This window comes from Anaerococcus sp. Marseille-P9784 (assembly GCF_902500265.1).
Taxonomy (GTDB): Bacteria; Bacillota; Clostridia; order Tissierellales; family Peptoniphilaceae; genus Anaerococcus.
Genome location: NZ_CABVOZ010000001.1, coordinates 227,857 through 252,589, shown reverse-complemented (window position 1 = coordinate 252,589; position 24,733 = coordinate 227,857). Strand labels below are relative to the sequence as shown.

Annotated in this window: 22 protein-coding genes; all 22 read left to right on the top strand. The window is 31.7% G+C overall.

Going from position 1 to position 24,733, the window contains the following annotated elements:
- The first annotated feature begins 26 nt into the window (after positions 1–26).
- The 22 genes from GAN53_RS01125 (at position 27) to thrB (ending at position 24,604) form a co-directional block, all read left to right on the top strand.
- Positions 27–1,277 carry an LCP family protein gene (locus GAN53_RS01125; RefSeq protein ID WP_151409209.1) on the top strand — a complete coding sequence of 417 codons (1,251 nt, stop codon included), beginning with the start codon at positions 27–29 and terminating at the stop codon, positions 1,275–1,277.
- On the top strand, positions 1,270–2,289 hold the full coding sequence (gene fni / locus GAN53_RS01120; RefSeq protein ID WP_151409208.1) for a type 2 isopentenyl-diphosphate Delta-isomerase: 1,020 nt from the start codon (positions 1,270–1,272) through the stop codon (positions 2,287–2,289). The genes GAN53_RS01125 and fni overlap by 8 nt, the downstream gene beginning before the upstream one ends.
- A gap of 419 nt (positions 2,290–2,708) precedes the next feature.
- Positions 2,709–4,067 carry a radical SAM protein gene (locus GAN53_RS01115; RefSeq protein ID WP_151409207.1) on the top strand — a complete coding sequence of 453 codons (1,359 nt, stop codon included), beginning with the start codon at positions 2,709–2,711 and terminating at the stop codon, positions 4,065–4,067.
- A gap of 198 nt (positions 4,068–4,265) precedes the next feature.
- Complete coding sequence (locus GAN53_RS01110) at positions 4,266–4,892, top strand: NfeD family protein (protein WP_151409206.1); 627 nt, start codon at positions 4,266–4,268, stop codon at positions 4,890–4,892.
- A complete protein-coding gene (gene floA / locus GAN53_RS01105; RefSeq protein ID WP_151409205.1) occupies positions 4,892–5,842 on the top strand; it encodes a flotillin-like protein FloA in 951 nt (316 codons plus the stop codon). Before GAN53_RS01110 ends, floA begins: the two co-directional genes overlap by 1 nt.
- Complete coding sequence (locus GAN53_RS01100; protein ID WP_151409204.1) at positions 5,835–6,362, top strand: hypothetical protein; 528 nt, start codon at positions 5,835–5,837, stop codon at positions 6,360–6,362. The genes floA and GAN53_RS01100 overlap by 8 nt, the downstream gene beginning before the upstream one ends.
- A 78-nt stretch (positions 6,363–6,440) precedes the next feature.
- Positions 6,441–7,403 carry a PhoH family protein gene (locus GAN53_RS01095; RefSeq protein WP_412835126.1) on the top strand — a complete coding sequence of 321 codons (963 nt, stop codon included), beginning with the start codon at positions 6,441–6,443 and terminating at the stop codon, positions 7,401–7,403.
- Between the two features lie 11 nt (positions 7,404–7,414).
- Positions 7,415–7,858, top strand: a complete 444-nt coding sequence (ybeY, locus tag GAN53_RS01090; RefSeq protein ID WP_151409202.1) for an rRNA maturation RNase YbeY — start codon at positions 7,415–7,417, stop codon at positions 7,856–7,858.
- Positions 7,855–8,700, top strand: coding sequence for a diacylglycerol kinase (locus tag GAN53_RS01085; RefSeq protein ID WP_151409201.1), 846 nt, complete (start codon positions 7,855–7,857; stop codon positions 8,698–8,700). The genes ybeY and GAN53_RS01085 overlap by 4 nt, the downstream gene beginning before the upstream one ends.
- The gene (gene cdd, locus GAN53_RS01080) at positions 8,697–9,095 is read left to right on the top strand and encodes a cytidine deaminase (protein ID WP_151409200.1); all 399 of its coding nucleotides are present in this window, start codon (positions 8,697–8,699) and stop codon (positions 9,093–9,095) included. Before GAN53_RS01085 ends, cdd begins: the two co-directional genes overlap by 4 nt.
- Positions 9,095–9,976, top strand: coding sequence for a GTPase Era (gene era / locus GAN53_RS01075; protein ID WP_151409199.1), 882 nt, complete (start codon positions 9,095–9,097; stop codon positions 9,974–9,976). Before cdd ends, era begins: the two co-directional genes overlap by 1 nt.
- Positions 9,963–10,730, top strand: a complete 768-nt coding sequence (gene recO / locus GAN53_RS01070; protein WP_151409641.1) for a DNA repair protein RecO — start codon at positions 9,963–9,965, stop codon at positions 10,728–10,730. Before era ends, recO begins: the two co-directional genes overlap by 14 nt.
- Positions 10,731–10,734: 4 nt before the next feature.
- Entirely contained in the window at positions 10,735–11,616 is an 882-nt protein-coding gene (gene glyQ, locus GAN53_RS01065; RefSeq protein ID WP_151409640.1) for a glycine--tRNA ligase subunit alpha, read from the top strand.
- On the top strand, positions 11,609–13,672 hold the full coding sequence (gene glyS, locus GAN53_RS01060) for a glycine--tRNA ligase subunit beta (RefSeq protein WP_151409198.1): 2,064 nt from the start codon (positions 11,609–11,611) through the stop codon (positions 13,670–13,672). Before glyQ ends, glyS begins: the two co-directional genes overlap by 8 nt.
- Positions 13,673–13,682: 10 nt before the next feature.
- On the top strand, positions 13,683–14,498 hold the full coding sequence (locus tag GAN53_RS01055; protein ID WP_151409197.1) for a pyruvate, water dikinase regulatory protein: 816 nt from the start codon (positions 13,683–13,685) through the stop codon (positions 14,496–14,498).
- 14 nt (positions 14,499–14,512) lie between these two features.
- Entirely contained in the window at positions 14,513–16,045 is a 1,533-nt protein-coding gene (guaA, locus tag GAN53_RS01050) for a glutamine-hydrolyzing GMP synthase (protein WP_151409196.1), read from the top strand.
- 523 nt (positions 16,046–16,568) lie between these two features.
- The gene (locus tag GAN53_RS01045) at positions 16,569–17,876 is read left to right on the top strand and encodes a DUF2254 family protein (RefSeq protein WP_151409195.1); all 1,308 of its coding nucleotides are present in this window, start codon (positions 16,569–16,571) and stop codon (positions 17,874–17,876) included.
- Between the two features lie 136 nt (positions 17,877–18,012).
- Positions 18,013–18,651, top strand: coding sequence for a flavodoxin family protein (locus GAN53_RS01040; protein WP_318655657.1), 639 nt, complete (start codon positions 18,013–18,015; stop codon positions 18,649–18,651).
- Between the two features lie 188 nt (positions 18,652–18,839).
- Positions 18,840–20,150, top strand: coding sequence for an aspartate kinase (locus tag GAN53_RS01035; protein ID WP_151409193.1), 1,311 nt, complete (start codon positions 18,840–18,842; stop codon positions 20,148–20,150).
- A gap of 2 nt (positions 20,151–20,152) precedes the next feature.
- Complete coding sequence (locus tag GAN53_RS01030) at positions 20,153–21,130, top strand: aspartate-semialdehyde dehydrogenase (protein WP_151409192.1); 978 nt, start codon at positions 20,153–20,155, stop codon at positions 21,128–21,130.
- A 1-nt stretch (position 21,131) separates the two neighbouring features.
- On the top strand, positions 21,132–22,313 hold the full coding sequence (locus GAN53_RS01025) for a homoserine dehydrogenase (protein ID WP_151409191.1): 1,182 nt from the start codon (positions 21,132–21,134) through the stop codon (positions 22,311–22,313).
- A complete protein-coding gene (thrB, locus tag GAN53_RS01020; protein ID WP_151409190.1) occupies positions 22,310–24,604 on the top strand; it encodes a homoserine kinase in 2,295 nt (764 codons plus the stop codon). Before GAN53_RS01025 ends, thrB begins: the two co-directional genes overlap by 4 nt.
- Positions 24,605–24,733: the final 129 nt, after the last annotated feature.

The following is a 24,733-nucleotide window of genomic DNA, read 5'->3' as shown; positions in this document are numbered from 1 at the left end:
TCTTTCTATATAAGAAAGAGAGAATTATGGGAAAGAAAAGATTTTTAGTGAGTCTATTGGTAATATTTCTATCATTTTTTGGATCGAAATTTGTACTTGATAGACTTTATGCATCTCAAAGAGATTTAAACTTTGGAAATGACAAAAATTATAATGATAACGCAATCAGCAAGGAAGAAGGAGAATATTTAATCCTTCTAGTTGGAGTTGACAAAAACTCCGATGATCAGGTAAATACAGATTTTACTAGAACTGATACGATAATGTTAATTTCTGCTAACAGCAAAACCGGCGATATGCACCTACTTTCTATCCCTCGTGATAGCAGGGTAAAAATAAGAGAGAAGTTTGATAAGGTAAATCATGCTCACGCCTTTGGAGGTATTGAGCTAACTATGCAAACACTAAGGACATTTTTGGGTCTAGATATAGATTATTATGTACAAATTAACTACCAAGCACTGATTAATATAGTAGATGCCCTAGGTGGTGTGGATTATGAAGTTCCAGAAGGAATTGAAATTAACAAGGGAAAAGTTAAGATTAAACCAGGTTTAAACCATTTAGACGGCAACGAAGTTATGTGGTATCTAAGAACTAGAAATATCTATAACAATGGCGATATAGGTAGGGTTAATACCCAACAAGCCTTTGTAAAAGCCATGGTGGATGAAATGGTTAAAAAATCTAAAGATATAAATATAATGACTTTTATTAGTAATTACCTAAAATATGTGAAAACAAATTTACCAATGAATGCAATGATGGATTTGGCTGGACATATTAATAAATTTTCATCAGATAAAATGCAAACTCATACAGTTACTGGCATGGAAAAAAATATCGGTGGAGTTAGCTATTGGATACCAGATTATGAGAAAACTTGGTCAATAGTCGATGAAAATTATAAAAATTTCAAACTTAAAAATTGGCAAAAAGAAGATTCTGGTTTTTATGAAGAATATGGTAGTTTTGGCGAAATAAAAGATCAGTCAAAAAGCGGTGGAATAATCAACAATCCAAATCCAGCAAACACAAATTACGTCCTACCAAAAACTCAAAGTCTACCAACTTATCAATATGAGTACAACAATAACGAAAGCAATAATAACTACTATTACGAAGAAAATACTCAAACTGAAGAAGTTCCAACGGAAAATAGCTCAACTAGTGAAAGCACTGGTCAAGAAGAAAACAATGACAATACTGGAAGCGAAAACACTATAGATCCCAACGAAAATGTAGACACTGGTCAAGAGGAAGGAAGCGATGAATAGCATAAATAGTCAAAGAAAAGATGAACATATAGAAAATTACCTAAGAACAAGTTCTTTCACCAGCACTTTGCTAGAAGATGTTTATATAGAACACAATGCAATTTCTGATATTTGCCTAGATGAGGTAGATACTTCTATAAACTTTCTTGGCAGAAAAATTTCTATGCCATTAATGATTGATGCCATAACTGGTGGTGGATCATCATCTGCTGCAATAAATGAAGACCTTTCTTCAATTTGCCAAGAACTATCGATACCAATGGCTTGTGGCAGTGAATCAATCGCTCTTACAGAAAAAGAGTCAAGAGAATCATTTGAGTTAATCAAAGATAAAAAAGATTTACTAAGGATTGGAAATTTAGGCTTTGAAAGAAACTATAAAGATTTTGTATTTGCCAAAGAACTTATAGATGCTCATGCTATGCAAATACACCTAAACTTAGCTCAAGAAATGGTAATGAAAGAAGGGGACAATAGTTACCATGATCCTCTTTCCATAATCGAAGAATTAGTAGAAAAATTTGACTGCCCAATAATTGTCAAAGAAACAGGTTGTGGAATTTCAAAAAATGTAGCAAAAAAATTAATTGAGAAAAATGTAAAATATATTGATATAGCAGGAAAGGGCGGAACAAATTTCATAGAAATTGAAGATTTGAGAAATTTTGATATGGATTTTTCAGACTTTTACACTTGGGGAATTCCCACTGCAAAATCAATAATAGATATAAGAAAACTTTCAGATGATATTTTCATCATAGCATCAGGTGGCATAAAAACAGCAATGGACATTGTAAAATCAATAATTATTGGAGCTGATATGACTGCGATGACAGGAGAAGTTTTAAATTATTTGCTTCGTGGTGGCTATGATGCTTGCGAGAATTTCCTTAAAGAAATCAATCATAAAATGAAAATTATAATGGTTTTACTTGGAGTAAAAAATATCGAACAACTAAAAAAAGTTGATTATAAATTGACTGGTCAATTAAAAGAATTGACAGAAAACTAATAAAGAATTTCTTATATGATATAAGATGACTGATAATATTGCATTTTGAAAACTAAATATTATAAATTGAAAACGAGACAAAAGCTTATAAATCATAATAAGTATATAATTGACATATTGTTTTGATTGATTTATGATAAGCATATAGGAAATCATAATAGAAGACTTTATTTAAATAAAAATAGTTTTCTGTATGATCAATGTATCTATATTAAAATAGGATTAGATAATATTTTAAATAGGCTGGTATAAGATTAAAAAACAAATTAAAATTTATTTTATATTGACTTAAAGATTTTACCATTTCTTATTTTTGAAATTTTAAGCTAAAAAGCTATTGTTTAGTTGCAAGATAGAAATATGAATGTTTACTTATGAATATTTCGTCAGTCTAATATAATCATTATAGGAGGTAATTTATGAATTTAAGCGAAAGACTTAAAACTTATGGTTTCGAACAAACTTTAAAATATATACATAAAGATCCAGAGGAAAACCTACAAAAAATCTTAAATTTAAGTAGAAAAATTTCACCGGATGCTTTTGAAAGTCAAATGGATTTTATTGAAAATATTATCAAAGATAAAGACAATGTATACCACAAGTATATGATGGATATGCTTAACAGATTAAATCCAGATGTATTCGATAAGTTTATAACTAACTTTTTCCTAAATGCAGGTGTTTTTAGTGAAAATTTAAAGCAAGAATGTAGAGAAAAATATGGCTGTAATATACCATGGGCAATTTTGCTAGATCCAACTACAGCTTGCAATCTTAGATGCAAGGGTTGCTGGGCGGCAGAATATGGTAACAGTCTAAATCTATCTTTTGATGAAATAGATGATATTATCACACAAGGAAAAGAAATAGGTGTGTATTTCTATATTTTCACTGGTGGAGAACCATTATGCAGAAAAGAAGATGTCTTAAAAATTTGTGAAAAACATAATGACTGTGCTTTTCTAATATTTACTAATTCAACTTTAATCGATGATAAATTCATAGAAGATATGCTAAGAGTTAAAAACATTATACCAGCTATCTCAGTTGAAGGGCCAGAGTTTACAACAGATGCTAGAAGAGGCGATGGAGTCTATAACAAAGTTATAGAAGCTATGGGAAAACTTAAGGAAAATGGCTTGCCATTTGGTATTTCTTGTTGCTATACATCAATGAACTATAAATCAATAATAAGCGAAGAATTTGTCGATGATATGATTGATAGAGGAGCACTATTTGCTTGGTATTTCCACTTTATGCCAGTTGGTAAAGCTACTGGCAAAGAACTTCTTCCGAAACCAGATCAAAGAGCTTATGTATATGAAAATCTAAGAGATATGAGATCGAGAAAACCACTATTTTTCCTAGATTTCCAAAATGATGCTGAATATATAGGAGGCTGTATAGCTGGAGGTAAAAACTATCTTCATATCAATGCTAATGGAGACTTAGAACCTTGTGTATTTATTCACTATTCAGACTCCAATATTAGAGAAAAAACCTTAATTGAAAGCTTACAATCACCACTTTTTATGGCATACCATGATGGACAACCATTCAATGAAAATATGCTAAGACCATGTCCTATGCTTGAAAATCCAAATATGTTAAGAGATATGGTAAAAGAATCAAAGGCAAAATCAACAGATATCTTAGATAAAGAACAAGTTGATGAATTGTGCGATAAATGCGAAGATTACGCCAAAGCTTGGGAACCTGTTGCAGAAGATTTGTGGGAGAATAGCCCTAGAAGTACACACAATAAAAATAAATAATTTCATATAGGATTTAAAATATAATCATATATATAAAGAGTCGGCGAAAGCCGGCTTTTTTATTTAGAAAGATCTTTTATTTAATGGGTTTAAAGCAATTAAATTCTTGTAGTCACATTTATCCATTATTTATACATTTAATTGCAAATTTAGACTTTTTATAAGATAATTAAAGTAAAATAAAGAAAGGTGGTAAAGATGCTTACAAATGATATAACAATTGCAGTAAGTTTTATACTTGCAGTTATTTCCTTGATTTCAGTTTTGTTTACTAACAAAAAAATTCTTTTTGGAATCTTGACAGTAATCCTATTTGGATTTTTCTACTATCAAAATTCAAAGGTAAATATGGCTGATAATATGACTATCTTAACCTTTATTATGGGAATAAGTTTGCTTTCACTTGAGATTTTCATACCAAGTTTTGGAGTTATAGGAATAATTGGAACAATTCTTACGATTTATTCAGTTTTAGATTCTTATGAAAATTCTGAAACTGGAATTGTAGTTTTGATACTAGCTGCTCTTGCCATAGTTTTAACTGTTACCATTTATGTAAAATTAGGATTTTCTAATAATCTTTTTGATAATTTCATTTTGAAAAACGAAAATTCTAGCAAGCGTGGATATAATAGCAAGAAAGATCATACTGACCTTATTGGCAAATTTGGTCTAAGCAAATCCATACTTAGACCAACAGGTCGAGTTTTGATAGATGATGTCACTTATGATGCAAAAAGTGATAGCGATTTTATAGAAAAAGAAAAAGAAGTAGAAGTTGTAGCCGTAAAAGACGGACATATTATAGTAAAGGAGAAGATATAATGTTTGATCATTTTATAACACCAGCAGTAGTTGTAATTGTACTAATTGTTTTTTTTACCATGGTTCCAGTAGGACTTTGGATTACAGCAAGATTTTCTGGAGTAAATATTTCCATGGCAAGTCTTGTTGCTATGCGTTTTAGAAGACTTAATCCAAATCTAATAGTAAATGCACTTATCAAAAGTCACCAAGCAGGCATTCCAATTAGAACAGAAGATTTGGAAAGTCACTATCTAGCAGGTGGTAATATTAACCAAGTTGTAGATGCACTTATTGCAGCAGAAAGAGCCAATATTGAGCTTTCTTTTGAGCAAGCAGCGGCAATAGATCTTGCTGGACGTAATGTATTTGAGGCAGTTCAAGTTTCAGTAACACCAAAAGTAATCAATACTCCTGTGATAGCAGCAGTTGCAAAAAATGGTATTGAAGTAAAGGTAATCGCCAAAGTTACAGTTAGAGCTAATATCGATAGACTTGTCGGTGGAGCTGGAGAAGAAACAATAATAGCTCGTGTTGGTGAAGGAATCGTAACAACTGTCGGTTCATCAGCAAGCCATGCCGAAGTTTTAGAAAATCCAGACAATATTTCTCAAACAGTTTTATTAAAAGGATTGGATTCTGGAACAGCTTTTGAAATTTTATCAATCGATATAGCAGATGTGGACGTTGGAAGAAACGTCGGAGCAGAATTACAAAGAGATCAAGCAGAAGCTGACAAAAACATAGCTCAAGCTAAGGCAGAAGAGCGTCGTGCTCAAGCTATAGCCCTTGAACAAGAAAACAGAGCCAAAGTAGTAGAAGCTGAAGCAAAAATCCCTGAAGCTATTGCCAAAGCTTTTCAAGATGGCAACCTTGGTATCATGGATTATTACAACATGAAAAACATAAATGCAGATACAAAAATGCGCCAATCCCTATCTAATTTAGATACTGGTGATTTAGATGTTTAATAGTGGCAACGGTTTTGAAAAGTGGTTAGAGGATGTTAGCAAGTATTTAGAAGATGAGCTTAATGGCCTTGATGATGATAAAAAAACTTATAAGAAACCATCAAAAAATAAAGTTTATAGGAAATTTGGTCCAAATACAAAATTAAAGGAAATTTTTCCTAGAAACAAAAATTTTGCCCTAAAAGATTTTGCAAACAAAAATCAAAAGCCAAGCAATAATTATAGTCAAATTGATATCTCAAGAGAAAGTCACGAGGGAAAGCAAAGCAGCAGGGGAAGTATTCATGGCAAAACGCTAATAGATAGCGAAGACCATGTTAATCCTGATCTAAGAAGAAGACTTAAAGAGAAAAAAGCTAGGGAGAAACTTCAAAAAGAAGAAGAAAGAAAACAAAGAGAAAAAGAAGAAAGAATTAAAAATAAGAAAGAAAAAATAATTGAAAATAAAAAAGAATTAAAAAAAGCAATCATTTTTTCTGAAATTTTACAAGCTCCCTTGGCAAAAAGAAAAAATCGCTAAAAAAGGTATAATAAAGGCACAAAGACAATCGGAGGGATAGTTATTAATAAAATTATAGAAATAAATAATCCAAATGATATTGTGACCTTGTTTGGAAATTTTGATAAAAATAAAAAATATATAGAAGAAAGATTTAACACGAAAATCAAACTAGAAGACAACCAGCTAAAAATCATCGGTGAAGGACTTAATATAGAATTTACCAAAGAATTAATTATTGAACTAATTAATGAGATTAAAGCTAATAAGGATCTCGATTTTCAAAAGATAAAATACTTCGCAGATATGCTAGAACGTGATAATAAAGAACTCATAAAAGAATCTTTAAACAATTCTATAATCACAACTGCTTCTGGCAAGCCAATAAAAGCAAAAACATTGGGTCAGCAAAACTATATAGAAAAAATTAAAAACAATGACGTAGTTTTTGCAATTGGTCCTGCGGGAACTGGAAAAACTTATTTGGCAGTTGCAATGGCTGTAAGAAGTTTTAAGCAAGGAGAAGTTAATAGGATAATTTTAACTCGACCTGCAGTTGAAGCTGGAGAAAGTCTGGGATTTCTGCCGGGAGATTTGCAAGATAAGGTAGATCCATATCTAAGGCCACTTTACGATGGACTTTTTGAGATATTGGGCTTTGAAGCCTATCAAAATTTGGTAGAAAAAGGGCTAATTGAAATAGCTCCCCTTGCCTATATGAGAGGAAGAACCTTAGATAATGCTTTTGTAATTTTGGATGAAGCGCAAAACACTACCAACGAGCAAATGAAAATGTTCCTAACTCGTCTAGGTTATGGGTCAAAGGCAATTATCACTGGAGATAAAACTCAAATAGACTTGCCAAAAGGAAGAATCAGTGGCTTAAAAATAGCCGAAAAAATTCTAAAGAATATTAAGGGCATAGAATTTCAAAATTTCACGTCCATAGATGTGGTAAGACATCCTTTAGTCCAAAAAATTATCGATGCTTATGACAGTGAAGATGAAAGAAAGGCAAAAGAGAGAAAGGCAAAAGAAGATCTTAAAGATTTAGAAAAATAAAGGGAAAAGCAATGAATCTTTTAATTACCAATAATACAAATGAAAATATAGATATGAATGACAAACTTTATGATGTAGTAAAGGCAGTTCTTGATAACGAGGGACTTTCTATGGATTATGAAGTATCTATTACTTTTGTGGATAAGGATGAGATTCATAAATTAAATAGAGAATATAGGAAAGTAGATAGGCCGACTGATGTCCTATCTTTTCCTATGAACGAAGAATTTTTGATAGAAGGCGTGGATTCTATGCTTGGTGATATTGTAATTTGCATGGATATAGCAAAAGATCAAGCCAAAGAATACGGCCACAGTCTTGATAGAGAAATTATGTATTTAACTTGCCATTCTATGTTACACCTTCTTGGCTATGACCATATAGAAGAAGATGATAAGAAAATAATGCGTGGCAAGGAAAAAGAAGTTATGAAAAAATTAGGAGTCTTTAAATGAATGATAAATCTGACAGAGATATCCTAAAAGAAGAAATAAAAGATGAAGTTTTAGAAGAAATAAGAAAAGAAAATCTAGATAAAGAAAAGAAAGACGAAATTTTAAGCAAGAGAAATTTTGAAAAAGAAGAACTAAGCCATGGACAAAAATTCCTCAAGGGTTTTGATTATGCCTATGAGGGCTTGGTTTGGGCAATAAATCACGAAAAGAATATGAAATTTCATCTTTTGGCTTTGGCAATTCTTCTTGTTGCATCTTTATTTTTCAACCTATCAAGAATAGAAATGATAAGCTTAGTATTTGCAGTTTGTTTTGTTTTAGCTTTTGAGCTACTTAATACATCAATAGAGCAGGCTGTAAATTTAGCCAGTGGCGGGAAATATTCATCCTTTGCCAAAGCTTCCAAAGATTTGGCGGCAGCAGCAACTTTTATAGCAGCCTTAAATGCACTTTTCGTAGCTTATTTGATATTTTTTGATAAATTTATAGACTTTTACAATTCGGTTTTACTTAGAATTACAAGAAGACCATCGCATTTGGCTTTGATTACCCTTTCACTTGTAATAGTTGTAACAATTTTCCTCAAAGGAGTTTTTTACAAAGGTCATGGAACAGCCTTTAAGGGAGGATTTGTAAGTGGCCACACTTCTCTTGCTTTTGGCATTGGGACAATTGGAATTTTCCTTACAGATAATCCTTTGCTTAGACTTTTATTTACCTTTCTTGCTTTAATAGTTGCAGAAAGTAGATATGAAGCAAACATTCATTCAATGCCAGAAATACTTAGAGGAGCCATCCTTGGTACGTCAATGGCAATGGCCATATTTGGGATATTTTCATGAAAGAAATAGAAAAATTGATAGAAGAAACTATCAAAAATAAAAAAAATTCATATTCACCTTATTCAAATTTTAGAGTATCTGCTCTTGTAAAAACTAAAAGTGGGAAAATTTTTAAGGGCGTAAATATCGAAAATGCAGCCTATTCGCCTACAATTTGTGCGGAAAGATCTGCTTTAGCTTCGGCAATTAGCAACGGCGAAAGAGAATTTTCTTACATAATAATTAATGGAGATAGCAAAGATACTTTTCCTTGTGGAGTTTGTAGGCAATTTATTAGAGAATTTGCCGATTCCGACACAAAAATTGTAATAGCAAATTCCGCAGATGATTATAAAATTTACACAATAGAAGATTTGTTGCCACATAGTTTTTCAAAAAAGGATTTAGAAAATTAATGAAGTCAGGATTTATAGCAGTAGTTGGCAGAGCAAATGTCGGGAAATCAACTTTGATGGAGAAAATTCTAAGGGAAAAAATTTCGATAATTTCCAATAAAGCTCAAACAACAAGAGATAAAATACAAATAATATATAACGACAGTGAAAGTCAGATTATATTTATAGATACACCAGGGATTCAAAATCCCAAAAATAAGCTACAAGAAAGACTGTTTCAATTTAGCGAAGAAAGCATCAAAGAAGCTGATATCATAACTTTTGTAATCGATAATTCTTTAGAAATTGGAAAATTAGATAGTCAAATTATTGAAATGCTAGAAAAAATCAATCTTCCAAAAATTTTGCTAATTAATAAAATTGATCTATTGAAAGATGAAGAAATTGAGCAAATCAAAAACAATTATGAAAATCTTGCTATCTTTGATAAAATTATAGGAATTTCTGCCCTAAACGATTCTAATGTGGATTTTTATATAGAAACGATAAAAGAAATGCTTGATGAAGGGCCAGCTTATTATGACACAGATATGATAACCGACAAATCCGAACGCTTTATAGTTTCTGAGATAATAAGAGAAAAAGCCTTAAACAATTTATCCGAAGAAGTTCCTCATGGAATTGCAGTTCGCATAGATGATTTCAAAAAAAGAGAAAATAAAAATCTAATCGACATTAATGCAACCATTATAGTAGAAAGAAATTCTCACAAAGAAATAGTAATTGGAAAAGCAGGATCCATGGTCAAAAAAATTGGTACTGAGGCGAGAAAAGAAATTGAAACTTTTTTATCCTCTAAAGTAAATCTCAAACTATGGGTGAAAGTTGAAAAAGATTGGCGAAAAAAAGAAAAATTGGTGGATAGATTTGGCTACAAATGATTTGTCAGATCTAACTGGCTTTATTCTAAGAGAATTTGATTATAAGGAAACTAGTAAAATCTTAGAAGTTTTCACCAAAGAAGAAGGCAGAATTTCTGTAATAGTAAAAGGAGCTTTTAAGAAAAAAACCAAGTCAACAACCATAAGCCAAAGATTTGCCAAAGTAAATCTTAATCTTTACAAATCGGGCAAAGAGTTTTATGGAGCTAAGGAGATTTCTTTAGTAAAAGCTTATAGCAAATCAAACAAAAATTTTGACCTAATACTTTACAAATCAGCCATATGTGACTTGTTACTTAGAACAATTGACCATAGTCAAGTAGATCTTGTCTATAAACTTTTGGATAATACATTTCAAGCCTTTGAAGAAGCTAATGAAAATCAAATCAATATATTTTTAGCGTTTTTACTAAAATATATATCTTTTTCAGGTTTCAAACCTAATTTATCAACTTGTGGACTTTGTGGCAAAAGAATCAAGGATGCTGACATTTATTTTTCACAAAGTCAATCATCACTAATATGTACTGATGACAAATACGACATATATGATATAATTTTTCTTAGTAAGGAAGAATTTATCTACCTAAAAAAACTTTTATATACGGCTTCATCCGACCTATATAAAATTAATAAACCAACAAACTATAATAAAATTGCTATCATAATTATAGATTATATACTCGATAAGCTTGAAATTTCTCGATTTCCATCAATAGATTGGGTGTATAAAAATTCTAGCGAAAGGAATTAATATGATGTACTTAGAAGATCTAATACAAAAACTCGAACAATTCTGGAAAGAGGCAGGTTGTTCAATAATGTACCCTTATGATGTTGAAAAGGGTGCAGGAACTATGAATCCTCGAACATTTCTTAGAGCTCTTGGTCCTGAGCCTTGGAAAGTTGTTTATGTAGAACCTTCAAGACGACCTGCAGATGGTCGTTATGGAGAAAACCCAAACAGACTTTACCAACATCACCAACTACAAGTTTTGCTAAAGCCATCTCCAGATAATATCCAAGATTTATACCTGGATTGTTTGGAAACCATTGGAATCAACCCAAAAGAACACGATATTCGTTTTGTCGAAGACAACTGGGAATCTCCAACTTTAGGTGCTTGGGGACTTGGCTGGGAAGTTTGGCTTGATGGTATGGAAATTACACAATTTACATATTTCCAACAAGTTGGTGGTATAAATTGTGATATTGAAAGTGGAGAAATAACCATTGGTCTTGAAAGAATTTGTATGTATCTTCAAGATGTAGATAATGTTTACGATATCAAATGGTCCAAAGATCTAACCTACGGCGATGTATTTAAGTTAGCAGAATATGAAAATTCTAAATATTCTTTTGAAGATGCAGATAATGATGTTTTGATGCATTTATTTGAAATTTACGAAAAAGAAGCTAATAGGCTTATAGATTTGGATTTGATCTATCCAGCCTACGACAACGTCTTAAAAACAAGCCACACCTTTAACACACTTGATGCTAAAGGAGCAATTTCAGTTTCTGAAAGAAGCCACTATATCAAAAGAGTTAGAGATGTTTCAAGCAGAGTGGCTCAAAAATATATAGAAAAAAGAGAAGAGTTGGGATTTCCACTTCTAAGAAAGGATAAAAATGAGTAGATATTTATTAGAAATAGGCGTAGAAGAAATTCCTTCATCCTATGTTTATAATACAAAAGTCCAGTTAAAAGAAAAATTTGAGAAACTTTTGAATGACAATAAACTTACTTATGATAGTGTTAATGTAGAATCAACACCTCGTAGATTTGCTATATTTATCGAAAATATCAATTCATCAACAAATGATGAAATTATTAGCGTTAAAGGTCCAAGCAAGGCCATAGCTTTTGATGAAGATGGAAATCCAAGTAGAGCCTTGCAAGGATTTTTAAAGGGTCAAAATAAAACAGTATCAGATGTAATCATAAAAGATTTCAACGGCTCAGACTATGTTTTCGTAGAAAGCAAAGAAGAAAGCAAATCAGTTGCTGATGTTTTAAGAAACAATGTTTACGAACTTGTAAAATCCATATCCTTCCCAAGATCCATGCGTTGGGGTGGAAAATCCATCAGATGGGCAAGACCAATAAGATATTTCCTATCCTTATTAGACGATGAAATTCTAAAATTTGATGCCGAAGGCATTAGAGTTTCAAACATCACAAAAGGTCACAGGTCTTTAGGAAGCGATCATATAGTAGTCGATAAAATTGAAAATTATGAAAAACTTTTAAGAGAAAATTATGTAATTTTATCTTACAAAGAAAGACGAGACATAATTCTCCGTGGCCTAAACAAACACGATATGGAAAAAGGCGGAGAATATATGAAAGATGAAGAGCTTTTGGATGAGATTATTAATATAGTTGAATATCCAACAGTTCTAATTGGTGACATCGACCAAAAATACTTATCTTTGCCAAAAGAAGTAATAACAACTCCTATGAAAGATCACCAAAGATATTTTCCGATTTTGGATGAAAATGGCAAACTTATGCCATATTTCATAGTGGTTAGAAATGGCGATGACAACCATAGCGAAAATGTAGTTGACGGCAACAAAAAAGTTTTGGTAGCAAGATTAGAAGATGCAAAATTTTTCTATGAACAAGATAACAAGAAACCTTTAGAAGCTTATGTAGAAGATCTTAAAACTCTAACATTCTTTGAAGGTCTTGGAACCATGTATCAAAAAACTCAAAGATTAGTCGATCTTTGCGATAAATTTATATCAGAACTTAATCTTGGTGAAGATATAAAAGATTCCCTAAAAAGAGCAGCTTATCTATCAAAGACAGATTTAGTTTCCAAAATGGTAATAGAATTTACAGAACTTCAAGGAACAATGGGCAAAATCTATGCTAAAAATTCCAAAGAAGAAGATAGGGTAGCAACTGCAATAAAAGAGCAATATATGCCAACATCATCAAATGGAGCTTTGCCAAAATCTATTATTGGAATAGTTTTATCAATGGCTGATAAGATTGATACAATAGTTGGTCTTTATATAATAGAAAAATACGTAACAGGTAGCCAAGATCCATTTGGCCTAAGACGTCAAGCCTTGGGACTTATAAATATAATTTTAGCAAATAATATAGATGTCGATCTAAAAGATTTGATAAATGATTCTTTAATTGTCTACACCGAAGAAAATGCTTTGCCATTTGATTATGATGCTACAATGAACAAAATCATAGACTTTATCAAAGAAAGACTTAAAAATATGCTAATTGATAATGGATATAGATATGATATTGTAAATTCTGTTATAAATGGCGATGAAACAAACATTTTGAACATTTATCAAAAAGTTACCGCTCTTGATCAATTCATAAAAGAAGATGAAGAAAGCTTGTCATACTTTACTAGAATAATTAATTTGACTAAAGATTCTTCAGATGAACAAATAAATGAAGATTTATTAGAAACCGATCTAGAAAGAGAATTTTACCAAGAAGTGATAAATTTACCAGAAAATCCTCTAAATTATATGGAAGATTACAAAAATGAACTAAAACTTATTGACAAGACTTCTGAAATTGGCAACAAATATTTGGACAATACAATGATAAATGTTGAAAATCAAGAACTAAAATCAACAAGACTCGCTCTATTAAATACTTTGGCAAAGAGAATAAAAAGAGTATTTGATATTAAAGAAATAGTTAGATAGGAGAGATGGCATGCAAGATTGTCTTTCAATAGTAATAATTAGCGATTCAACAGGGGAAACTGCAAATACTTACTTAAAGTCAATTACAACACAATTTCCAAAACTTTTATATAAGGTCATTAGAAGACCTGATATCATTAACAAGGAAGAAATTGACGAAATTTTCAAGCAAATCCCCAAATATTCAATAATAGTCCAAACAATTGCAGATTTAAATCTTGCAAACTATCTAATAGAAAAGGCGAAGAAAGCTAGCATAGAAGTTATTGACATCTTAGAATATGGAATAGATACTTTTGAAAAAGTCACAGGTCAAAAAGCCATTAGACAAGTAGGACTTACAAGAGCCTTGTCAAAAGACTATTTCAATATGATAGAAGCCATAGAATTTGCCATCCAATACGATGACGGCAAAGATCCTAGGGGATTTTTAAAAAGTGATATAGTCTTACTTGGAGTAAGCAGAACTAGCAAAACTCCAACAACAATGATCTTAGCAACCAAAAATTTCAAAGTAAGTAATCTTCCCCTAGTCCCAGAATCCAGACTTCCTCAAGAACTATTTGAAGTAGATCCAAGAAGGATTATCGGATTAATAATAGATCCAGAAAAACTTGCAGGAATTAGGGAAGTTAGAACCAAAGAGCTTGGTTTGATTGGAAATTCAGTATATTATAAAGATTCCAGAATCAAAGCTGAACTTTCCTATGCTAGAGAAGTCTACAGAGATTTAGATTGTATGGTAATAGATGTAAGTAACAATACAATTGAGCAAACGGCAACAGAAATAGAAGCCTACTACAAATCCCAATTTGGGGAAGAATAAAAAATGGAGAACAAATGAGCTTAAATAAAATTATCGTTCTAAACTTTGGTGGCCAATATGACCAGCTTATAGTAAGAAGAGTTCGCGAGCTTGGAGTATATGCAGAGCTTCACCCTTGCGATGTAGAAATTAATAGTCTAAATTTAGAAGGGCTAGCAGGAATAATTTTAACAGGTGGACCTCAATCAGTAAATGATAAAAATAGCCTAAAAGCAGATAAGAAATTATTTGATCTAAATGTGCCAATACTTGGAATTTGCTATGGTCTACAATATATAAACCATGAATTTAAGGGTCAAATAGAAACTCCAACAAATGCAGAATATGGCAAAACTCCTTTGTTAGTTGACAACAAATCTGCCCTATTTAAAGATGTGCCACAAGAATCAACAATCTGGATGAACCACAAAGATAGAATCAGTAAAATTGCAGACGGATTTAAAAAAACCGCCTGGACATTAAATTGTCCAGTTGCAGGCATGGAAAATACAGAAAAATCCATATATGCGGTGCAATTTCACCCAGAAGTAGTCCATTCAGAATACGGCAAAACCATGCTAAAAAATTTCGTAATAGACATTTGTAAAGCAGAGCAAAGCTGGAAAATGGAAGACTTTGCAACACAAATCATAGAAGAAATAAAAGAAAAATACAAAAATGAAAAAATGATATGTGGTTTATCTGGTGGAGTAGATTCAACAGTTGCAGCAACCATAGTATCAAAAGCCATAGGGGACAATCTCCAATGCATATTTGTAGACCATGGACTTTTACGCAAAAACGAAGCAGACGAAGTAATGGAAACCTACAAAAACCTTGGCCTAAACGTCAAAAAAGTCGACGCAAGTAAAGAATTTTTGGACCTACTAAAAGGTGTAGAAGATCCAGAAACAAAAAGAAAAATCATAGGCAATCACTTTGTAGAAGTCTTTGAAAGAGAAGCCAAAGAATTTGGCAAGGCAAAATATCTTGTCCAAGGAACAATTTACCCAGACGTAATAGAATCTGGTAAAGATAAGGCAAGCGTAATAAAAAGCCACCACAATGTTGGGGGACTTCCAGAAAATATGCTATTTGAAGGACTAGTAGAACCACTAAGAAGTCTTTTCAAAGATGAAGTAAGAGCCCTAGGCGAAGCAATCGGAGTGCCACATGATATGGTATGGCGCCAACCATTCCCAGGACCAGGCTTAGCCATAAGAGTAATGGGCGACATCACAGAAGAAAAACTAAAAATTGTAAGAGAAACAGATAAAATATTAAGAGATGAAATCAAAAACGCAGGCCTAAACGAAGACATCTGGCAATATTTCACAGTATGGACCCCAATCAAAACAGTTGGAGTAAAAGGAGATGCAAGAAGCTACGACAACGTCATAGCCATAAGAGCAGTAGAATCCACAGACGCAATGACAGTAGAAGCAGCAAACCTCCCATACGAACTCCTACAAACCCTATCAAGCAGAATGATAAACGAAGTAGCGGGAGTAGGCAGAGTAGTTTACGACATAACAAGCAAACCACCTGGAACTATTGAATGGGAGTAAAACTCCCCTGTGTGGGAGTTTTACCCGAAAAATAGCGCAGAGCGCGGAGAGCAGTGAAACTGCGATTTTCGTTAGTCCCATCATATTGTGTGACCGATGCTTTCGCATCGGTAATTTTCGAGACCACTCCGTGGAGGGGCTTACCAAAACCAGACGGGCTAGCACAAAACTAAGCGAAGAAACTGAAAGTTTCTGAGAGGATTATCCCCTGTGTGGGAGTTTTACTCGGAAAATAGCACAAAGAAACGAAAAAAATTCCTTAACACAATACACAATAAATAAAAAAATCGTAAGCTAAAAACTTGCGATTTTTTTATGCAAAATTCATATGTTAATTAAATTTCAAATATTCTTAAGGTTACATGAAGATGTTAATACGTGATATAATGTAATAAATGATTTACAATTAAAATTTTATGAAAAACTTAGGTAAGATTATTTTAAAATAAACCAAGTTATAGAAACAAAAGGAATTGCTGATTTTATATTTCCTGTAAGAAAATAATTATAAGAAGGAGAAAATATGTTTTCTAAAATTAAATTATGGTTTTTCAATCAAAAGAATCTTTTAAAGATGTCAAAATTTTTATTACTAACCATATCATTACTTTTAATTACATGGATTTTTGATCTAAAATACCCTACTATGAAATCCTATATACCCAAACAATTTTTGTTGTCTGTTGAAGTTTCTGTTAATTTTCTTTCGAATATATCTGGAATATATCTAACAATAAGTATTTTTTGTTTTACAACAATTGTCACTGTGCTTAATAAATACAGTAGCAGTATATCACCAAGGATGCTTCAAAATTTTATAGATAGAACTGGGGTTCTTGGTTTGTATGGTATATTTGTAAGTGGATTCTTTTATTCAGTAATTAGTATTTTGCTTTTACAAGATCTAAGTCCAGATCAACATGTGGCTGCTGGAAGTATCGGAATTGCTTATTCAATTATTGCTATGCTTAGTTTTATAGCTTTTTCTAGAGAGGTTATTGATAACATCAAAGTTTCAAATATTATAGAGTCTGTGTATGATGACTGTGAGAAATTAATTGATAAAGAAGTAGAGCTTAGAAAAAAAGCTAATCAATACAAAGAGAATAAAAAATCTATAGAAATACCTATAATAGCTGAAAGTTCGGGTTATCTATTTGAAATAAAAGCTGATGAAATTTTAAATGTCCTTAAAGGTATAAAAGCAGAATTAATCATAAATAAGAAAATTGGTGAATATATTACCAAGGGAGAAGCTTTGGGGAATCTAAAAATATTTCAGCATGATATAAAAGATGATGAAAACAAAGAACTAGGAGAAAAGATAAGTCCATTATTTTTAATAAATATTTATAATGATAGGCAAGAAGATTATCATGGTGGAATTGTAAATCTAACAGAAATTGCTAATATGGCTCTAAGCCCTGGAACAAATGACCCAAATACTGCAATTGTGTGTATAAATAAAATGTCATCTCTTCTTGGCAAACTTTTGTCTGAAGGCAATCATTTTATAATCTTAAAAGAAAATGAAGATGTAAAAGTGATATACCAAAGCTATTCTGTGGAGGATGAATTATATCTTGGCTTCAGCCAAATTATTTCATATTCGGCTGGAGATCCTTTGGTTACTAAAGCAATTTTGCAGGGGATTTATATAATATATACGATGGCTGACATTAGTGCCAAAAAAAGTGTAAAAAATTTTTTTGATGCCTCCTATGACATTTTAATTAAAAATTTTAACCATGAAATCCATTTGAATATTTACAGAAAGATAAAAAATAATATGGAGGAAGGCGTAAGATTAGAAGATAATACTTCACAATAGATTAATAACATATGCTAATATAGCCTATCTTTAATAAGAGTTCAATTAATGCCAAAAGTTTCTAAATTTTTACTTGTAATTAGTATATTGCAAATAAGGAATTAATATTATAATGAATAATTAAGAAAAGGGGAAAATATTTATTAAGACAATTATATTAAACGCAAGTCCAAGAAAAAACTGGAATACTGCTAAACTTTTAAAATCAGCAAAAGAAGGTGCACAAGCAACTGGTGCTAAAGTAGAATATATTGATTTATACGACTTAAATTTTACAGGTTGCAGAAGCTGTATGCAATGCAAAAGAAAAGATGTTGAAAGATGTCGTTGCTATTGGAAAGATGATCTTTCTGAGATTATCGATAAGGTTTTTTCCGCTAATGCCTTGCTTATAGGTACGCCTATTTACTTAGCTAGACCAACAAGCAAATATTTTGCATTTATGGAAAGATTGCATTTTTCTGCATTGTCATATGACGACTATAGTAATTACTTTAAGGGCAGAGTAAATGTTGGGTTATTTGTTACTATGAACTCCACAAAAGAATTCTATGACAAGATGTATAGGGAAAAGTTTGAAAATTATGCTAGGGAATTTAAGATTCTAAATGGAGAAATATCTATTTATTCATCTTATAATACATTGCAGGTGAAAGACTACTCAAAATTTGATATGAAAAGTTTTGATGAGTCAAAAAAGATAGCCTTTCATGATAAATACTTTTCTAAAGATTTAGAAAATGCTTATAATTTAGGAGAAAGTTTGAGTAAGTGAATTTATAATTAATTATTCTTGAATAAATCGTCACTTTTTTTGGCACTTTTCCTCACTAATTGACAATCTAGATAAATTGTTATATAATCGTAAAAATATTTTTATTGGATTATTTTAAATTTATAAGATATTTTAGTTTTTTGATCAAGATAAATTTGATGATTGTTTATTTTATAAAGGAGAAAAAAATGAAAGTTGCAAAATTTGGTGGTAGTTCACTTGCCGATTCTATTCAACTTAAGAAAGTTAAGGATATTATACTAAAAGATGAGGCTAGAAAGTACATCGTAGTTTCTGCGCCCGGAAAAGGCGCTCAAAACAAGCACAAGGTTACTGACCTTTTGGCTATGTGTCACGAACTAAGTGACCATGATTTAAATTTTAACGAAGTTTACAAGATCATCGAGAATGTTTATAAAAATATTGTTGATGATCTTGTTTTGGATATTGATATTGATAGTATTCTTGCTGGGATTAAAAAAGAGATTGAAAATGGTGCAAGCTATGATTTTGTTATAAGTCGTGGCGAGTTTATGAGCGCAAAAGTCCTTGCTTGTTTTTTGGGATATGATTTTGTTGACGCAAAGGATTTGATAGTTTTTGCTGATGGATCTTTAGATATTGCCAAATCGCAGGAAAATATTAGAAATATTTTATCCAAACACGAAAGAGCAGTTGTACCTGGTTTTTATGGGGCTTGTGAAGACGGAAAGATAAAAACTTTTTCACGTGGCGGTTCTGATATTACAGGTTCTGTTATTGCTTCTGCTGTCGATGCTGAAATGTATGAGAACTTTACCGATGTGTCTGGCTTTTTGGTTGCAGATCCAAAGATAGTAAAAAATCCTGCTCCAATGGGAACTATTACCTACAACGAACTGCGTGAGCTTTCTTATATGGGAGCTAAGGTTCTTCACGAGGAGGCGATATTTCCTTTAAGGGAGAAAAATATTCCAATTAATATTAAAAACACCAATGCACCTAATGAAGAAGGAACTTTGATTTTATCTAAGTGTGATAGTAAAAATAAAAATATTCTTACTGGAATTTCTGGCAAAAAAGGTTTTACAGTTATAAATATTGAAAAAATAAATATGAATGCCGAAAAGGACTTTTTTAGAAAACTAACCACAGTTTTTGAGTCTAACGATATTTCAATCGAACATATGCCATCAAGCATTGATTCTGTTTCTGTTATCGTTTCTGATTCGTATATCACGCCAAAGTTAAACAAGGTGCTTGAAGAGCTTAAAATTTACTTAAATGTTGACAATATTTCTTGGCAAAGAGATATTTCCCTCATCGCTGTTGTTGGTCGTGGCATGATAAATGAAAAGGGTGTTTCTTCAAGAACTTTTACCGCTCTTGCGAGAGAAGGTGTAAATATCAAGATGATAAGCCAAGGATCTAGCGAGATTAATATTATTATCGGTGTTGAAACTAAAGATTTTGAAAAGGCAATACGTTCTATTTACCAAGAATTTTACAAGGAGGATTAAGGATGAAAGTTAATGTTGCAGTAGTTGGTGCTACTGGTCTTGTTGGTAGTATGATGTTAAAGGTTTTAAGTGAAGAAAATTTCCCGGTTGATAATTTATTTTTATTTAGCTCAAAAAAATCTGACGGACAAAAAATAAATTATTGCGGTAAAGAATACATTGTTGAAGAATTAAAAGAAGATTCTTTTTTTGGGAAAAATATAAAAATCGCCCTATTTGCTGCAGGTGGTTCTGTAAGTGAGAAATTTGCGCCTCTTGCTGTAAAGGCTGGGGCAACAGTTATCGACAACAGCTCTTTTTTTAGGATGGATAAAGACGTTCCCTTAGTTGTACCTGAAATAAATCCGGAAGATATAAAAAATAACAAGGGAATAATCGCAAATCCAAATTGTTCAACAATCCAATCTGTCTTACCACTTAAAGCAATTCACGACAAATACAAAATAAAAAGAGTAATTTTTTCAACCTATCAATCTGTGTCAGGATCTGGCCTAAAGGGAATTTCCGACTTGGAAAATGGAACTTTACTTGCCTATAAATATCCAATTATCAACAATTGCATCCCACAAATAGATGTATTTTTGGAAAATGGCTACACAAAAGAAGAAATGAAGATGATCAACGAAACAAAGAAAATTCTTCATGACGATTCAATTCTAGTAACAGCAACAACAGTTCGTGTTCCAGTAAAATATTCTCACTCAATCTCAATTAATGTTGAAGTAGAAAAGCCTTTTGAAATTTCAGATGTAAAAAAAGCCATTTCAGAATATCCTGGCATGGTTCTTCAAGATGATATAGAAAATGAAATCTATCCAATGGCCATTAATGCAGCTGGCAAAAATGAAGTTTTCGTTGGAAGAATTAGACGTGATTTTACAGTTGAAAATGGCATAAATCTTTGGTGCTGTGCCGATAATATAAGAAAGGGAGCTGCAACTAACGCAGTGCAGATTGCTAAGAAAGTCTTGGAGGATTAATTTGAAAATTGCAATAATGGGCTTTGGCACTGTAGGAAGCGGTGTAGAAGAAATCCTTTATAAAAAAAGAAAATCCCTCTTAAAAAACAATTTTGACATAGAAATCGATAGAATTTTAATAAAAGATAAATCCAAAAAGAGATCTCCACTTAATAAAAATTTGATTTTTACAGATAATTTCAAGGAAATTTTAAATTCAGAAGTGGACACAGTAATTGATGTTACATCAAGCCTTGAAGAAACTTATGAGAGAATCCTTTCTCTGATGAAAGCTGGCAAAAATATAATTAGTGCAAATAAGGCTGTTGTTTCAAAATATTTTGAAGAATTAAACGAACTTGCTAGAGCAAACAATGTTTATTTTTCTTATGAAGCTTCAGTTGCAGCTGCAATTCCAATAATTCACCCAATGATGGAAGAAGTTTTCTTTAATGATATAAATAAAATTTGTGGCATATTAAATGGAACTAGCAATTATATTCTATCAATGATGGAAAAAGAAGGCTTATCCTACGATGTGGTTTTAAAAAAAGCCCAAGATCTGGGCTATGCAGAAGCAGATCCTACAGCTGATGTTGGTGGATTTGATGCCATGAGAAAGATTAGAATTCTATCTTCTTTATTATATAATGCAAAAATCAAGGAAGAAGACATTTTGACATTTGGAATTTCAACTATACAAAAATCTGATTTGGATTATGCAAAGAAAATGGGTTATTCAATTAGACTACTTGCAAAGTCAAAGTTGGATGGTGGAAAGATAGATATTTCAGTAATTCCAACTTTTTTAAAGGATAATTTCTTTGCAAAGACTTTCAAAGGATCAAATGCTATAAAAGTTTGGGGAGAAAATTTTTCTTCCTATGAATTAAAAGGACCTGGAGCAGGGAAATTAGAAACTGCCGATGCAATTATCCGTGACCTTTTAAGAATTCTTTCAGCTAGAGAAATAAAAACATTTTATGATGGTACCAATTCCTATGATCTGGAAAATAATTGTCTTGGAAAATATTATCTGAGAACTTCTAAAATTTCTTCAAAATTAGAAGATTTAATCGATCAAGATGAAATTTTAGCTGGTGACCACCATATAATTACAAAAAAAACTAGTCTTGATAAGCTAGAGGCTGCTATTTTAGATCTTAACGAGGTATTTATTGCGAAAATAGAGGAGGAAATATGAAATTTTCATCGACAAGAAATTCAAATTTAAAAATTTCCTCAAAAGAAGCCATTATTAAAGGAATTTCTGATGATGGAGGACTATTTGTACCTGAGTTTTTCCCGGAATTTGACATAATGAAGCACTTGGATTTATCTTACACCGACCTTGCTCTTGAGATTTTATCGCTTTATCTTACAGATTTTGACAAGGATGAGCTTTTAGAGCTTATAGAAAAATCATACAGAAGTTTTGAGGATGAGATCGTAAAAGTTTCCTATCACAAAGATTACTATCTTGAACTTTTCCATGGAAAAACCTCTGCCTTTAAAGATTTTGCCCTTTGCCTTTTACCAAATTTATTGTCATATGCCAAAAGAACTCTAGGAATTAAGGAAAAGACTATAATTTTGACAGCTACATCCGGCGATACTGGAAAGGCTGCTCTTGAAGGATTTCATAATACTGAGGGAATAGACATCTTGGTTATTTATCCAACAGAAGGTGTAAGTGCAATTCAAAAAATGCAGATGGATACAACAGCTTCGCTAAATTCCAAAGTTATTTCTATTGATGGAAATTTTGACGATGCTCAAAGAGCTGTAAAAAAAATATTTAATGATAAAAAAATCAATGAAGAATTAAAAAAAGAAAATATCTATCTTTCTTCTGCAAATTCAATTAATATCGGAAGATTGCTGCCACAAATAGTTTATTATTTTTATTCATATGCCGATTTACTCAAAAATAACAAAATATCTAGTGGAGAAAAGATAAGTTATTGTGTGCCAACGGGTAATTTTGGCGATATTTTGGCTGGCTATTACGCAAAAAAGATGGGCCTGCCAATAAAAAAACTTGTAATTGCATCAAATGCAAATAATGTTCTAACAGACTTTTTTACAAGCGGAACTTACGATGCCAATAGAGCGCTTAAAAAGACAATTTCTCCATCAATGGATATCCTAGTTTCTTCAAACCTCGAAAGATTAATTTATCATAAATCTTCCGATGATCTTGTTAAAGAAAAGATGAAAGAGCTAAAAAATTCGAATATCTTTTCCTTTGATGGTGATTTTGACGAATTTTTTTGTGGCTATGCCAATGATGAAGAAACAAAAAAAACCATAGGAAAAGTTTATAAAGAAGAAGGCTATTTGATCGATCCCCACACGGCAGTCGCAAAAAATATCGTAGATAAATTAGGTCTAGAAAAAACTGTAATTTTATCAACAGCAAGTCCATACAAGTTTTCATCTTCAGTACTAAAAGCCCTTGGTGAAGAGATTTCAGCTGACGAATTTGAAAATATAAACATACTCTACGAAAAGACTAAAGTAAAAATTCCAAGTGAAATAAAAAAATTAAAAGATAAAAAAATTATTCATAATAATAAAATTTCAAAAAATGAAATAGAAACAGAAGTCTTAAAATTTGCAAAACGTGGCAAGCGAATTTCTGTGCCAGCAAGTTCAGCAAATCTTGGGCCAGGCTTTGATACACTTGGTCTTGGTATAGGATTATATAATACCTGTGAAATTAACTTAACAACTGACAAAGAAAGATTTAAAGACAATCTAAAAGAAAATTTAATCTATAAGGCTTACAAATACGCCTTTGATTACTACAAAGAAAAGATAATTCCAATAGAAATTGACCTTGATACCAATATCCCCCAATCACGAGGACTTGGGTCTTCTGCAGCTTGCATAGTAATGGGAATAATTGCTGCCTTTTCTCTAATGCAAAGAGATTTGAACAAAAAAGAAATCCTAAAACTCGCCAGCAAAATAGAAGGCCACCCAGATAATGTATCTCCAGCAATATTTGGAGGAGCAAATGCTTCAATACTTGCAGATGATAAAGTTTATGTGGAAAAATTTGAAATTTCAAATAATTTTAAATTTTTGGCAATAATTCCAGAATTTAAACTTCAAACAAAAGATGCAAGAAGCGCACTTCCTACAAATTACTGCAAGGAAGATGCGGTTTTCAACATCTCAAGAGTTTCAATGTTGATCTTGTCATTAATTTCTGGCGATGAAGAAAATTTAAAAATCGCCCTAGAAGATAAGATCCACCAGCCTTACAGATACAAACTCATTCCAGAAATAGAAAAAATCGAAAAAATTATCGAAGAATCAAAAGCTTTAGGCCACTATCTAAGCGGCGCTGGATCGACAATTATGGTAATTTTAAAATCAAAAGATCAGTCTTCTGAAAAAGAAATAAGAGAAAAATTAAAAAATCTATCAAATTCTTACAAGGTCCGAGCACTTGAAATCGATAAAAAAGGAGCATTTATAATTTAAAATAAAAAAGGTCTATTCGATGACCTTTTTTTCTATTGCAAAAACCCAAAATCGTTGATAATACTAGAAACCAATATTTGATTTTCTATAAAAAATATTGATTAATATGTCAAAGAATACTATAATATT